The sequence below is a fragment of the Eggerthella guodeyinii genome, from assembly GCF_009834925.2.
GTDB lineage: Bacteria > Actinomycetota > Coriobacteriia > Coriobacteriales > Eggerthellaceae > Eggerthella > Eggerthella guodeyinii.
Window position 1 is genome coordinate 3,271,143 of sequence record NZ_CP063310.1, and the last position, 14,038, is coordinate 3,285,180.

Annotated in this window: 14 protein-coding genes; all 14 read right to left on the minus strand. The window is 49.2% G+C overall.

What is annotated here, in order from left to right; all coding sequences use genetic code 11:
• Nucleotides 1-14 precede the first annotated feature (14 nt).
• From GS424_RS13940 to GS424_RS14005, 14 genes are read right to left on the minus strand one after another with little or no spacing between them, the layout of a single operon-like run.
• Nucleotides 15-1,067 carry a glycosyltransferase family 2 protein gene (locus tag GS424_RS13940; RefSeq protein ID WP_160941098.1) on the minus strand — a complete coding sequence of 351 codons (1,053 nt, stop codon included), beginning with the start codon at nucleotides 1,065-1,067 and terminating at the stop codon, nucleotides 15-17.
• Nucleotides 1,064-2,305, minus strand: coding sequence for a CapA family protein (locus tag GS424_RS13945; protein WP_160941099.1), 1,242 nt, complete (start codon nucleotides 2,303-2,305; stop codon nucleotides 1,064-1,066). Before GS424_RS13945 ends, GS424_RS13940 begins: the two co-directional genes overlap by 4 nt.
• A complete protein-coding gene (locus GS424_RS13950; RefSeq protein WP_160941100.1) occupies nucleotides 2,302-3,477 on the minus strand; it encodes a sugar-transfer associated ATP-grasp domain-containing protein in 1,176 nt (391 codons plus the stop codon). The genes GS424_RS13945 and GS424_RS13950 overlap by 4 nt, the downstream gene beginning before the upstream one ends.
• Before the next feature lie 9 nt (nucleotides 3,478-3,486).
• Nucleotides 3,487-4,359, minus strand: a complete 873-nt coding sequence (locus GS424_RS13955; RefSeq protein WP_160941101.1) for a fumarate hydratase — start codon at nucleotides 4,357-4,359, stop codon at nucleotides 3,487-3,489.
• Complete coding sequence (locus GS424_RS13960) at nucleotides 4,359-4,865, minus strand: fumarate hydratase C-terminal domain-containing protein (RefSeq protein ID WP_160941102.1); 507 nt, start codon at nucleotides 4,863-4,865, stop codon at nucleotides 4,359-4,361. The genes GS424_RS13955 and GS424_RS13960 overlap by 1 nt, the downstream gene beginning before the upstream one ends.
• 17 nt (nucleotides 4,866-4,882) lie before the next feature.
• The gene (locus GS424_RS13965; protein ID WP_160941103.1) at nucleotides 4,883-6,178 is read right to left on the minus strand and encodes an ATP-grasp domain-containing protein; all 1,296 of its coding nucleotides are present in this window, start codon (nucleotides 6,176-6,178) and stop codon (nucleotides 4,883-4,885) included.
• 1 nt (nucleotide 6,179) lies between these two features.
• Nucleotides 6,180-7,142, minus strand: coding sequence for a 2-hydroxyacid dehydrogenase (locus GS424_RS13970; protein WP_160941104.1), 963 nt, complete (start codon nucleotides 7,140-7,142; stop codon nucleotides 6,180-6,182).
• Between the two features lie 13 nt (nucleotides 7,143-7,155).
• On the minus strand, nucleotides 7,156-8,064 hold the full coding sequence (locus GS424_RS13975; protein WP_218958863.1) for a hypothetical protein: 909 nt from the start codon (nucleotides 8,062-8,064) through the stop codon (nucleotides 7,156-7,158).
• Between the two features lie 15 nt (nucleotides 8,065-8,079).
• Nucleotides 8,080-9,444: an MmgE/PrpD family protein gene (locus tag GS424_RS13980; RefSeq protein WP_160941105.1), complete on the minus strand. Its 1,365-nt coding sequence runs from the start codon at nucleotides 9,442-9,444 to the stop codon at nucleotides 8,080-8,082.
• Nucleotides 9,441-10,424 (minus strand): GNAT family N-acetyltransferase, encoded by a 984-nt coding sequence (locus GS424_RS13985; protein WP_160941106.1) that lies wholly within the window; start codon nucleotides 10,422-10,424, stop codon nucleotides 9,441-9,443. Before GS424_RS13985 ends, GS424_RS13980 begins: the two co-directional genes overlap by 4 nt.
• Before the next feature lie 52 nt (nucleotides 10,425-10,476).
• Nucleotides 10,477-11,595: a DegT/DnrJ/EryC1/StrS family aminotransferase gene (locus GS424_RS13990; protein ID WP_160941107.1), complete on the minus strand. Its 1,119-nt coding sequence runs from the start codon at nucleotides 11,593-11,595 to the stop codon at nucleotides 10,477-10,479.
• The gene (locus GS424_RS13995) at nucleotides 11,595-12,071 is read right to left on the minus strand and encodes a sugar 3,4-ketoisomerase (RefSeq protein ID WP_218958864.1); all 477 of its coding nucleotides are present in this window, start codon (nucleotides 12,069-12,071) and stop codon (nucleotides 11,595-11,597) included. Before GS424_RS13995 ends, GS424_RS13990 begins: the two co-directional genes overlap by 1 nt.
• Entirely contained in the window at nucleotides 12,035-12,850 is an 816-nt protein-coding gene (locus GS424_RS14000; protein ID WP_218958865.1) for a sugar transferase, read from the minus strand. Before GS424_RS14000 ends, GS424_RS13995 begins: the two co-directional genes overlap by 37 nt.
• On the minus strand, nucleotides 12,844-13,998 hold the full coding sequence (locus GS424_RS14005; protein WP_160941108.1) for an HpcH/HpaI aldolase/citrate lyase family protein: 1,155 nt from the start codon (nucleotides 13,996-13,998) through the stop codon (nucleotides 12,844-12,846). Before GS424_RS14005 ends, GS424_RS14000 begins: the two co-directional genes overlap by 7 nt.
• Nucleotides 13,999-14,038: the final 40 nt, after the last annotated feature.

The window sequence follows — 14,038 nt, forward strand, 5'->3', positions numbered from 1 at the left end:
TGACGATGTGCCGATCACGAATACCGCCTTTTCTTGACATTCCAAAACGCGCGGATTAAACCCATCTTCAATGCAAGCACCTGGATGCGCGTCTTCAGTTTTTCAAACAACCTGATGTCCACCTGTTTTATTGCCGAGCGATATGGTTCACCCTGTACGAGTTGCTTAAAATGAGCGTACCGCTCGCTTTGACCCAAGCGATTTTCAGGATTGAAGTAGAAAACCTCACACGCCTTGCCGATAAATGAAATCAATCTCATATATCGAGCCTGCCGGAAATCATCCCCTTTGTCGAACTGCCTCTCAAATTCAGAGAGCCGCAGGCATACGCGGTTGAACTTTTCTTCGAAATCGGGCAAAAACCGATGGGTCGAGGAGGTTAGGGATACGCAATAATGGTACGTCGGGAATTGAAAATACGCTACTGAAGCAGCATGTTGGAAGACATGCAGCATAAACAGCCCATCCTCCAACATGCCATCCAGATACGAATCGAATCGAATCCCGTGCTCCTCTACAAGCGCCCTCTTGATGAGATGATGCCACGCCGCTCCACCAAAGCTGTTGACACGAGAAAAGGCTGACGAAGAGAAGGTGGAAGCCTGACTGTAAAGAACCGCATTTTGCAACACGCCAATCGATCCTTTATCAGTTGTGGCAAAATTGCCTGGGAATAGCTTCACGCTCGAGGACATGCCGTCGCAATCTCTAAAGAAATCTGAAATCACCACGTCAGCGCCACATCGCTTCGCCTCGTTATACATTACCCCTAAACTTTGTTCTTCTAGCCAGTCATCCGGATCGCAAAAAAAGATATATTCCCCGGTGGATAACTCAATTCCCTCGTTCCTGGCAGACGAGACCCCTCCGTTGGCTTTATGGACGACCATCACGCGACTATCGAGCTTCGAGTAGAGGTCGAGTATATACCCGCTGTTATCCGTGCTACCATCATCGATGGCCACGATCTCAAAATCTCGAAACGTCTGAGAAAACAAGCTGTCAAGACAACGCTCCAAGAAAGGTTCGACGTTGTACACCGGAAGGACGATGCTGACTTCGGTCATTCAACTGCTCCTCGAAGATTAGATGCGGCGGACGGCAAAGAAAGCTCCAGCTCTCGTGCAACTGCATTCTCAGGACACGTTCCGCAGAACCTCAGAGCAACACGTGTCGCCTCGTCTTTCACTACCCTCTTCTCTATCTCGGAAGCTTCATGGTATACATCCGACAACGGACGCACTCGCACATACCCGATATCATCTTCTTCCATCTTGATCAGGCTGTAGGTCATTCTGCATATTTTTTTGCCAGCTATATAAAAATGCATCATCACCCCGTAGTCGGGCAGGTTGTCACGCAAAACATACGGAGTAGACATCGACATAGACACGTTTCCGATAGAGTAAGCGCAAGGAACGCCTTCGATTATCTCCGCTTTCTGCGCTACATGGGGATGAGATGCCACTACGGCATCAGCACCGAAATCCACCAATCTGCGCATCACATATTCGCTGAACTTTCCGGGGCGAACGTTGAATTGCCCACCCATATGGGGGCACACGAATACGACGTCGGCATGCCGTTTCGCCCAGGTGATTTGATCGCAAACGGAACGCAGACAAGATTCAACGCGCTCTTCATCCAAAGCATCATCGACGCTCGCAGCCTTAGGAGGGAGACCCCGAAGCGCTCGAAGTTTTATATGAGCTTCTTCGCCGATAACATGTCGCACAGCATATGTTTTGGCTCGGGAAACAACGCCTATGTTTTTCGACTTCACATATTGTCGATCGATAAGGTTTACGTTTGACAAATCCGGAGCGATTTTCGTTCGACCGGCATTCGTCGATGCTGTGCAGGAGACAACAGCTATGCGTATCCCTTTTATTTCTGCCACAGCTGGCATGTTGTCCGATCCGGTGGCAAACGTGCCAACATGCGCAAGGCCGCAATCATCGAGCACATCAAGCGTTCTCTTTAAGCCCTGTATACCCCTATCGCAACAGTGGTTATTCGCCGTAAGCACCAAAGAAAGGCCCATCTGTTTCACTGCAACTGCAAAGCTATCCGGCGTATTGAAGGAATACATCTCTCTCGTATAACCAGCATCTCGTCCTGCAAAGGGGGTTTCCAGGTTGCCCACAACATAATCCGATTCGGAGCAAATATCTATCATTCCCCTAAAAACTTCCGAAAAATCGTAGGAAGAACCTTTCGCCCGGTTCGCCGCCGCAGCAAGTAAAGGAGATTCGCACATGATATCTCCCAAAAAGCTTATTTTTACGATTTCCGAGTTTTTCATGCCAGTAGATCCATATTCTCCATAAGGGCTTCGACGTCCGCTTTGATACCGCGCTGCCACACTATCTGCGGACCGATCATTTGTCCGCGAGAATTCCCCTCGATGACAATCCATCCATCATCAGTATGAGCCATATCCCAACCTATGTATTTCACCCGGGGTTCTAAAGACGACATCTCCTTGCACATTTCAAGCATGTCTTCCCAATCAGGAAGACGAACCCCCTTGAACCTCACGTTAGAATCGGGATGCTCAGAGAACACCTGGCCATACTCGTCAAATCCATCAGTGCACAGAACACCTGTGTTCTTGTCCACGCCGACGAGCAACCCTCCCGCACCTCCATTGTCAACGAACGATCCTTGGCGTCCCGTTTTCAAAAAACAAAAGGGGGTGACTATTCCATGCTTGGTATTAAACGTGATGCAGCGCACGGTATTGACGCTTGACGAGTTGATCGCAGACATCGTTTCGCTTTGCGAAACAAGTTCTTCGACAATGTAGCGCCCCTCCGAAACAAGCCCGTCAAAGAACGATCTCGGCGACCCTTTATATGCTTCAAATTCGACAAGCTCTACGCTGTCCCCCTTCGATAGGTCGACACGCTTCCTCACAAACGTTGGGTGCTTCTCCGCAAAAGACGCGAAACGCTCGAAATCCTTTGGCCCGCTTAGGCTAACGGCATCTCGTTTGTAATAGGGGGAATAACGCTCGTATGTTTTTGCCTTATCCATGAACAGGACGAAATCTACAACATCATTCATCCGGCAAAGGTATCTGTCTTTCTCTAAATCGGAAATATACTCCCGCCTCTTTGCACAATCGGCTCCCTCCAAATGAAACGTGAGATACTCGTCGGGCTGAAAACCATAAGCGAAGCGACAGAACTTCATATCGATTCGAAGGGGCCCAAGATCGTTCCGTACCCGATATGCAGGCGCAGAATCCAAGAGGGTATCTATCTTCGAGTCTACCGCACGACTATATTCAAGCCATTCCTTCGTATACTTCTCAACGATTTCCATTTTGAATTCGAAATTCGCTTCGGCTTTCAAAACCGTCTTCTCCGGCAAAACATATTTGAAATACTGTCTCATTTTCGCATGCGCCAAAGCTTTTCGGATCCACAACGTCCTCGGGCATCTTTCCCTAATCGCTTCCTTAACCTGCATAACGCTCCCTTACAGCTCAACACTCGCATGCCGCGGCTCGAAGCAGCAGCACGGACGCATGCAGACGATGCGTACGCCGCTTGCTCTCTGGGGACCAACTTTAAGAAAAGTGCCGAGAACCGCCGTCTTGCCACCGAGCCCCATAGGTCCGCCACTGCCCTCGTTGACACGGTTCGTAATTTCCTGCTCAAGCTCAGATTGCCGCCCGTACGACCCAAAGACCTGAGCTTCGGTCATCAACGCCGTTGCCTCAAGCTGGGAACGGCCAATTCCAATAGCCAAGGTGCATGGCGAGCAGCCTAGTTCAGAGACCGCCTTCACTGACCGACTCACGATTTCGTCAACGACCACGCGAATGTCGTGTTTGTGAAATACCCTCAAGGTCTGGCCCCTTATCGCCGGTCCGCCTCCTTGCATCAGAATATGCAGCCTTACTACGTTTTCCTGCGTGTCTTTTATGATAAAAGGAGCGGGAAGAACATCGCCCGGATCGTCCGAAAGGCCCTCCGACTGATCGAGCCGCTGGATTTCATTCCCCTTCACGGCCATAGGGCGACCCGGAAGACGCCGCAATCCAAGGCGAACCCCTTCGCGTATATCGGCCAAGAGTTTCCCCGTAACCGTTTTTTCTCGTCCAACTTCCAAAAACAAATGAGGAATGCCTGTATCGTCGCATAGAGGACTTCGGTTCTTTTCCGCCACAGAAGCGTTCTCCAAAATTGAGTTCATAACCCAAAGCGCTTTTTCATTCGTTTCACCCGCGCAAGCTCTTTTGTATGCGCAGATCTTCTCAGGGCAGAAGACGGAGCCCGCGCGCACAAGTGTTTGCGCCACGAGCTCGATGGTGGCGTTCTGAGAAGGCCCGTTTTCATTATTCAACATCAGGAAACAGCCTCTCCATTCACGGCAGCAATAACAGCCGGACACTCTTTCACCGTAAGTGCATGGAGCGCCTCCATACCAAGCTCCGGAAACGCGATGACTCTTTTTTCGATTGTTCTTTCCTGGAGAAGCGCCGTTACCGGAGGGACGATCGCATAAGCCGATCCGGACGCGGCAAGAGATTGGATGGTAGAGCCGCCAATGGCCCCCTTTCCCAAATGCAATCGCACCCCAGCTTGAGACAGAGGAGGCATGCTGGCCTCTATTTCGAGTTTGTTGCTCGACGTCGGGCCCACACCTGCGGGGCTCACTGCAGTATGGAATATTGCAGACCCGTTCAAGTCAAACCCCAAAGAGTCAAGCATACCCCGTTCCGCAAGAGACACGACTTTCGGCAATGCCGCATCTCTGCCTGCTAATATCGTTCCGCTTACCGTGATGAAATCACCGGGTTTCAATTTCTTCACATCTTCAGAGGAAATTGGAATGCTCAGTTCAATAACCATGTCCGACCGAGCTCCTGTCATGCTTTCGCCACATGCGAAATGTTTCCAGTTCCGCAGAAAGCGTTCGACCGCTTCAAATATACGTCCTTGAGCAAGATTTCCTTACCGTGAACATCATAAGCTTCAAGCCGTCCCATCATAACCTCGGCCTTTTTCAATACGTCTTCCATGTCGTTCCCATTTATTACCGCCGTAGCGATTCGGGCGCGTGCAGGCTTTTCGGGCGTTATCTCATCCCCGGAATTCTTATACAGAAAGAACTCATCGACAACTCCTTCATCGATAAGCTCTTTCACTCCATCGAGGCGATCGAACACCCCATAGTCCGAGTATAGAATCTCAATGAGCGAAACGTTTCTAGAAGATGCTACGGTAACGTTTGGAGGTATCCCCAAATACGCATCGATCGTTGCGTTCATCAAGTCAAACCCGGTATTACGCAGCGTAGTGAAGTAGCTGAAGCCGCCTCCCATGCGCCCCGCGAACTCGGTAGCCCAGAGCGAATCCCCATCATGAAAGAATTGAATAAAGAAAGGCGAATCGCGGATCGCCAATTCGTCAGCGATGTCCTGGACCATCCCTTCTATTCTTTCAATTTGCCTCGACGCGATCATTGATGGAGCAAGCGTCGCATAGCATCTTATTCCGGCATCTGATATATAAGTATACCTATCCGCACCCATGACGACACGAGCCCGCCCATTGCTAATGAACGCGTACACGCTTAATTCGTACCCAGACAGAAACTCTTCCGCAATAACCTCCCCCCTCGAACTTGCCGCTAAAGCGCAGTCGAATGCTTGAGCAAGTTCACAGGGAGCGTCGATTTTCGAAACGCCCGCTGAAGCGAATCCGTCAATCGGTTTCACTATGAGCGGGTAGCGAAACCCTCCGACATCCCTTTCCAGGCTACCCTTTTCTCGCGCTCGAGCGAATCGAGCTGTTGGGATCCCCACTCGATGCATGATCTTTTTCATTTCATACTTATCGGTCACTTTCAGTGCGATTTCCGAGCTGTAAAGGCAGGAGAGGCCTAAGGCTTCGGATGCCTTACATGCAATAATGTTGACCTGGTCAATACACGGCGCTGCAATGAATTTCGCGTGATGCTGCCGAGCAATTCTTATAACCGTCTCGAGGTCGAATGCGCTTTCCTGTATATGCAAGTCAGCCGCATCTGCTGCCGGAGGATGCTCAAGATAGTCTACAAGAATAGTAGAGAATCCTCTTCTTTTCAGGCATCGGATAAACTCGGTATGTGCTGCAATTCCGCACAAAACCACTACCGAACCGCCTTGGAAAGCATCAACCACGTTATAGCACCACCCTTTTGTCGGAAATCTTTTCGAAGTCGCCCCGCTCGAAAAGAGCGATGTTTTTCATCGCTTCATTCATCATCGCCCGAAAAGACTCGTACGTTATTCCTGAGATATGAGACGTTGCGATAACTTTCTCTAGCCCAAGAAGCGGGTTGTCCAAGTTCGCCGGTTCCTTTTGGAACACATCCAACCCTGCAGCAATACGGCCCATTTCCACATGCCTCGCGAGCGAGGATTCATTGACAAGCCCCCCACGAGCAGTATTGATAACGATCGCCCCATCCTTCATGGAGCTGAGTCGTTTTTCGTTCACAAGGTTTCGCGTTTCCTCGGTTAAGCCACAATGAAGGGTAATGATATCTACGCAAGAAAACATCTGATCTAAAGGGCAGAAGCAAATACTCATTTCCTTCTCTTGAAATTGCGAAAGCTTTGTTTTGTCGAAATACAGAACTTCGGCTCCAAAAGCGCGAAGTAGGGCGCATACCCTTTTTCCGATATTGCCAAGGCCTACCACCCCGACAGTTTTCCCATGTAACTCATGATTTTTTATGCCTTGGGACTGCTTTTTCCAAATTCCCCTGTGCACGTTATCATTTACAAGCGGAAGATTTTTCAGCGTAGCCAATATGAGCATGACGGTATGCTCGGCAACACTTTGAGCGTTGATGCCCGGGTTTACATAAAGCGGTATACGCCGCTCCTTGATGCAGTTGAGATCCAAGGAGTCGAGGCCGACACCCGAACGCTGGATCATCTTCAACTGCGCAGCGTTTTCCAATAAATCTCGCCCTATCCATCGACGTCCTCCAGCCAGGATGTAATCGATTCGAGGAATTATTCCAGGATCGTCGCCGGCGTCCTTCAGCGTGATCAATTCAAAGCCGCGAGGCACTTCGCTTTCGACAACGTGAAGAACGGCATCATCGTAGTCATTTGTCAAAAGGATCGTCTTCATAGCGCACTCTTCGCTAAGCATCAACTTGCATGTTTCTTTTTGGGGATTGCTTAGCTTCGGGATAGTACTCATCTAAAACTCGCTTGACTAAAAGAACCTGTTTCGCACGCTGGCGTGCATCCGCATCGGAGCTATCCCAGCTATGGGTTTGAGCAACCGACCCTCCTGTCTTCAGATAGATAGGAGAAGCGACTCGTACCATCTCGGGCACTTCGTAATGGCGAATAAACCCACCGCTTGATTTTGGATTCTCCGTATGCACATCCAAAGGAATGCCAACAGATTGACGAATCGCGGACAGCATCTGCATTTGGATATCCCGAACTGGATTGAAGGAATCTGCACCAATAGATTCAAGCAGCCTGGCAGAACACGGGTTGCCATGACCAGAATGCGCTGACATCTTAAACTTGCAATCAGGAGGGATCTCACCGAGCTTGCGCGCCTCGTTGAGCACCCATAAACAACCTTCGTCGTAAACCAGGATTCCGCGGCAACCAAGCCTCGTCGCACGCTTTACCTCTTCTATGGCGCGCACTATTTGCTCTTGCCCCCGAAGGCGATACCCCATACGACAGCCTTCGGCAGTGTTGACGGAAGCGCTCGTATCGGTAGTCGCACGCGGCCCAATCGCTAGATACAGATCCACCTGGTACTCATCCGCAAGACCGACCATTTGCGTTATCTCTTCATCCAAAAGTGACATAATCCCTTTAGTTTGAGTTACCCTATGAAGATGGATCCCCTCCCTCTCGACGCTTTCGAGGAGGGCTTTCATAGCAGATGGGCCTTGGATGCCCGGGACCTCAAACCGATACTGCCCGCCGTCTTCAAAACGCTGCTTTGAGTCAGGCAACGCATATGCATCGCCCTCAGGTAGACCGATTCTCTTTAAAAACGCCCGCGTTTCTTGCATAAACACAGTCAGCTCCTCACGCTATTCGATTCCTTTAAGAAATTCGGACATGTTTGCTTCAAGGGACGATACGTTCTCGAACAGCTTTTCCGCTTCCTGACAAGACCTGCCCGCATAGCCGAGCAAATCGATGAATTTGCATCGCAGCTCTTCCGGAGCCAAAGGATTCTCAGGCTCCCCTTTCGGGTAGTCAACCCGCTTTGCAATAGACAGGGACGCAAGATTAACCGTAACGATCGCTGATCGTTTTTTCGGAACAAGCAGAGAAAGGTCCTTGTTTTCAACCACTTTCACTTTGCTGGCGAGCATACGAACTTGCTGACTTTGCAGAACGTCATCCCGAAAAGCCTCTATACCGCTTTCCCCTGTGCACAATGCAATAGAAACAGATAATGGAATGCTCATTTTCGCCGAACTTGCATTGCCCGCGACACTGTGGTCGTGTCCGGAAATAGCTAAATCGTATGTTTCTATAACGATGCTCGCTATAGCTTTCAAATCGAAATCGGGCTCCGAGCGAATTGCCAAAGCAGCCTCTATCGCTGGGTGAATATGCCTGCAAGATGCATAGACTTTTTTGAAAACCCCGAGGATGTAACAACCATCTCGCAAAGCATCCTCTATGCAACAAGAATCCAAACCCCCGTTGAAGGATAGAATGAATCCGCGTTTCTCACCTATCGCATCAACTGGTGAGCCATATTCACACAGGGCGATATTGGCAGCCGTAATTCCAGAAACCACCGCTTGGGCGCAATTATAGGGTTTGAGTTGAGACTCGCCGTCCCCCATAGCCAAAAGACCTCCCGAAGCAGTCAAGGCCGCCGAGGCAGCCGACCGCAACCGTTTAGGAGGATATCGCCTTAAAATTGAAATCGCGATTGCAACCCCGAACGATCCGCACGTTGCAGTTGCATGAAACCCCCTCTTCTTATGCTCTGGCTGGATCATGCGACCTAAGGTGATCATTGCCTCATAGCCCGCTGCTATGGCTTTGAGGAAGTGCTCTGAGTCCAGAGGATCGATGCGCGACGATGACAGCAGCCCTGTAATTATCGGCGCTCCAGGATGAAGCATGCCGTATCGATGGCCATCATCCAGTTCGAGCACGTGAGAGCTGAGGCCGTTCAAAAGCGCAGCAGTATACGCATCAGCCGTTCGGTGCATTCCAATGATGGGATACGACCCGTCACATGGCCCCACCTTATCCAAAAATGTTTCGTGGCGTTTTTTCAGGAAAGCGGACCCTGCGAGCGTAACGCCCACGTAATCGAGCAGACAACTCAATGCCGCATCGCGGATCGCATCATCCCACGTATTATCAACCAACGAAACGGCTTTCCCGATAACGGCGTCAAGAAGGTTTTCCGTTTTCCTAACGCTCATCGGCCTTCACCCTTTTGTCCTCCGATCCCTTCGATCCTTTTTGGCTCCCCTTTCTGAATGCTTTTGAGGAATGTCCTATTGGTCGAGTGAATTCCACCGAACCCTTCTTTAAACGCTGCCAACGAGAGGTTTATATCCCTCCCATGGTTTTCTGTGCTGATACCGAACGAGAACGCCGAGAAGCCCTCTTTTTTCGCAAGAGATATCAGGCTTTTATCCAGAAGATTCATAGGGAACAGGTTTAAAAATTCAGGATCAGCTGCCAAATATTGAGCATGAAATACGCTCCCCATGGCGAAAACCATGCTTCCGGCGATAAGCCTCTCATCGAGGTATACTCCATAAAATCTAACTTCGTTACAGAGTCTTTCGTTTTTGAAATCCAGTAACTCTGCGAGCGCGTGGACAGGCTCTGCGCCATATTTCTTCAAGGAAACTTTCAAAACCCCGTAAAAACGAGCCACGTCAGCATCGGTCGTAATTCTTCGAAAACTCAGACCCTCTCTTTCAGCATAGCGACAATCTCGACGTCGGCTTGCCGAGAAATTCGATTCTATCGGATCAGAATAATCTGCGAAATCGATGACGTAGCTTATCTCTCCTACCGCTTCGTAACCCTCATGCTGAAAGGCGTAGTCCAAAGCATCGACCGGCCTTTTAGAAAAGAGACTCGGCGTTTGCTTCATTATGACTTTATCGAATCCGTTCTGAACCAACCACGAATCCAGCAACTCAACAAGCTCGATTGCCTTGCTCGTTGTCAGGCACTTCTTATTGACAACAAAGCCCCCGAATGTGCTGCCTCCGTGCGAGAGAAAGACTTTTTCGTTTTCACCTCGATCAATGCAAGCAGGAACAACTGCCGAGATGCTGTTCCCTTTGTAAAAAACGAGAGAACAATCCTCGAACTTGCCTTTCGGGTGGTAATTCATGAATCGACGAGATTGCAGAAACGTCCCGTTGACGGATTCGTTTTCCACAAATCTGTCCCATTCCGCTTCTCCCGTTGAAGATAGTCTTTCAATCCTGAAGCTAGAGCACATGAGCAGAAAAACCTCCTGTGAAACTGTTCACTGCGGCAATTACCTGATCAACGTCCTCTTCAGGCATGCCGCAATATATCGGGAGACTGAGTTCTTCCTTTGCGTATTGGTCAGTGTTCGGCAAGTCAACCGCTGCAAAAGACTCGGTGGCATAACATTGCGCTTGATTCGGCGGAAACGGATAGTGTATCTGCGTCTGAATCCCGCAATCAGCCAAGTATTTTCTCAACTCATCCCTCAATGCAGTCCTCAAGGCAAAAACGTGGAATACATGGTCGGCGCCTTCCCTGGTTTTCGGCAACTCAACCAGAGGGTTCTTGATCTCGCGAAGGTATCTGCTCGCTATTCGGATACGTTCAGAATTCGATTCGTCGAGATGCCGAAGACCCACTCGGAGAACTGCAGCCTGCAATTCATCGAGCCTGGAATTGGTGCCGCAGATTTCATTGACGTACTTCTCTCGGCTTCCGTAGTTTCTCAACATCCTTAGCTTTTCTGCTAAAGAGTCGTCGTCGGTGACTATTGCGCCACCGTCTCCGAAAGCTCCAAGTGGCTTTGTCGGGTAAAAACTGAAACACGAAACGTCGCCAGCCGTTCCACCAAGGACATCGTGAAATCTCGCTCCATGCGACTGCGCGCAATCTTCAATCAGTTTTAAGCCATTCTTGTCACATATGTCTCTGATCGCGGGCAGGTTGCAGCATTGCCCATACAAATTCGTAAGAAGTATCGCCTTGGTTCTTCCCGTCAGAACAGACTCGATTTTAGACTCATCTATTTCGAAGTATTCGTTGCAATCCACAAAGACCGGAGTGGCCTTGTTCTCAGTCACCGCAAGAACAGATGCGATAAACGTATTTCCCGCCACGACCACTTCATTGCCAGACCCTAATCCGAGCGATCGAACGGCCAAAGTGAGAGCGTCCTGCCCGCATCCGCAGCCAATGCAGTGTTTGATGCCAAGATAATGGGCGAATTCTTTTTCAAACTTCTCAAGTTGTTCGCCAAGAATGTACCATCCTGAACGAAGAGAAGAGAGCAACGCTTCCTCATACTCCTCTTGATGAAGCTCAAACGTGAGCTTGAGATCAGTGAAAGCAACCGCCATTACCGTGCTCCTTGAGTTTCGACAGCAAGCATGAAATCGTCATAATCTCGAATGTAGTCGCTTTCGTCATAAAAATCCGATGCAGCTACGACAAGCAATGAGTTTTCTTTTCGCCAAACCATTTCCCGCCAGATCATCGAATGCAGAAGCAAACCCTTGGAAGGACTGTCAAGCATGACGCTTGTTTGTTTGCTGCCGTCATCCAAATACACTTCGATGCATCCATTTGGGCAAAACAAAAGCTGATCGAGTTGCCTATGGGCATGCTTTCCCCGTCGAAACCCTACGGGAACCTCGTAGGTGTAATAAATGCGCTTGATCTCAAAGGGGATATCATGATCGCTTTCAACAAACGAGAGAGAACCGCTCTCGCCCGACGCCACCGTCTTGATTTCAAGCACTTCATACTTGACATGTTCATACATTTCGATTGCCCCCGCTAGCTTTCTTCTTTTTGCTGGATCATCCTTCTCCAATGTTTTTCGCTAACAGCATTGCCCCGTTCGTCGTATCCTATGAATGGAGCTGCAGCCGCAGCGGAACCCGAGCGCAGCTCCGAATCAAACGTCATCTTTACGAGACGAAACACCAGCATCACATCGGTTGCGAAGCTCGCATTCTCTACGTACCAAAGATCGTTTTCGAACTGAGCCTGGTAACGGCTGTAGGGTTCCGGAAATGGATACCTCGAAACTATCTCCTCAACGAGGGGGCATTCCAAACCAGGACGCACCGCATATCTCCCCTTATGCCTCTCTGTCATCCGGTCGATGTATTCTTTTGGCATAGGGCGTGGCCCTATAATCGACATGTCACCTTTCAGAATACTCCAGAAGTTCAGAAGCTCGTCGATGGAATACTTCCGAACAAATTTGCCCAATTTCGTTACCCGTTGCGAAGGAGGAAGAAGTTCGCCAGTCTCATCTCTTTCGTTGGTCATATTTCGAAATTTCAGTATGGTGAAGGTCCTGAGATCTTTACCTGTACGCTCCTGCTTAAAGATAAGAGGGCGCCCGACATCGAAAAACGTGGCTATTCCAAGAACAAGATTTACTGGAAGGGTGATTATCAGCGCGAAAAGGGAGAGCACTATATCAAGCAATCGCTTAACGTATTTGATGTAGAAACCCTGTCTAGGTCGTACGGCTAACGATATCTCATTAGCATGTTCGAGGTTTTGCGCTGCGAAACTTTGAGCACGTTCTATTTCTTCGTTCCTGATCCATGAAGAGGTTTTAGAGGATTCCTTTAGCAAGATCCTTCTCCATCAAAGAATAGTTTCAAGTATTCCGACTCGTTTTCCACGACGCCATACGCTCGGGCTCGATATAAGACTTTTTCAGCCCAATTGTGATGAGGCCCGATTTCATTCATTTTGTTGGATTCTGCGCTTTTCAGCACGCCGCTGCTTGCTTCCAGAATTTGGGCGGCATCTTCATATTCTTCGCGAGTAACCGCTTCGAGAGCGTTTACGAATTTCACATGAGTTGGATGAATTACCGTTTTGCCCACAAACCCATTTGCTTTATCCAGGATGACCTCGCGCAAGAGTCCATCTACTTCATTGTTGAAAATGGGAGTTCTTTTAACAAGCAGGTTATCCACATTCACGGCAGGGATGTCTTCGAACTTCATTCGCCCGCTTGCCCTGAAATATTCCCAAACGGGTCCAGAGACGACATAATCATTGTTGCGTCCAAAAACATTCATGATGTCCATGAGGCACGCGCGTACGGTCATGATGTCGTATATCGTGTAATCCATTCCACGCCTGACGCCAAAACATCCGGAAAAATCAGTACCGCCAACCCGTATGTGCAGAATAAGATCACTGTTCTCATCAACGATTCTTCGAATCCCCAAGAGTTCGTCGATGCGACTTTCCTTGAAAGCTATTCTCTCGCTCTCAAGGATCGGCATGCCGTAAACGATTTCCCCACATCGATCATTGAGCTCTCGCAAAATTCTGCAGTAATCGTTTCCATTTGTCGTATCAAATTTCGGAAAATTAATACCCGCTAAAGCGCGAACATGCCGGCCATCCAGCTGCTTCGAGAAGCGTTCAAACTGTTCGGGAGAACGAACGCGGCAAAAAACAAGGGGGACGCTATCGTATGAGATTGCATCTTTATCCAATTCCGCCGACACCTCTGATAAAAGATGCAGAACGTTCGCCTCGGCATCTTCGACGTCTTCGGCTCTGCAAGCATCCTCGAAATCTAGAACAATCGACGTCAAGCCAGGCATATCGCGATCAAGGATCTTCCGGGTGAAATCTTTTGTTCCCGGCATATACATCGTCGCCCCTAAGCAATATGCCAGAAACTTCTTTTCCGAGTACTTATTGAAGCTTTCAGGTGATACTACAAAATTGTAGTTTTCATTATGTTGATGATGCCTCATCTTCGACTCTCCTTTTCAGCGATATCAGCCATGCGAGCAG

Coding starts and splice junctions, on each gene's coding strand:
- GS424_RS13980 (WP_160941105.1), bottom strand. CDS start 9,444: ATGAGCGTTAGGAAAACGGAAAACCTTCTTGACGCCGTTATCGGGAAA.
- GS424_RS13970 (WP_160941104.1), bottom strand. CDS start 7,142: ATGAAGACGATCCTTTTGACAAATGACTACGATGATGCCGTTCTTCAC.
- GS424_RS13960 (WP_160941102.1), bottom strand. CDS start 4,865: ATGGTTATTGAACTGAGCATTCCAATTTCCTCTGAAGATGTGAAGAAA.
- GS424_RS13940 (WP_160941098.1), bottom strand. CDS start 1,067: ATGACCGAAGTCAGCATCGTCCTTCCGGTGTACAACGTCGAACCTTTC.
- GS424_RS13945 (WP_160941099.1), bottom strand. CDS start 2,305: ATGAAAAACTCGGAAATCGTAAAAATAAGCTTTTTGGGAGATATCATG.
- GS424_RS13950 (WP_160941100.1), bottom strand. CDS start 3,477: ATGCAGGTTAAGGAAGCGATTAGGGAAAGATGCCCGAGGACGTTGTGG.
- GS424_RS13990 (WP_160941107.1), bottom strand. CDS start 11,595: ATGGCGGTTGCTTTCACTGATCTCAAGCTCACGTTTGAGCTTCATCAA.
- GS424_RS13955 (WP_160941101.1), bottom strand. CDS start 4,359: ATGTTGAATAATGAAAACGGGCCTTCTCAGAACGCCACCATCGAGCTC.
- GS424_RS14005 (WP_160941108.1), bottom strand. CDS start 13,998: ATGAGGCATCATCAACATAATGAAAACTACAATTTTGTAGTATCACCT.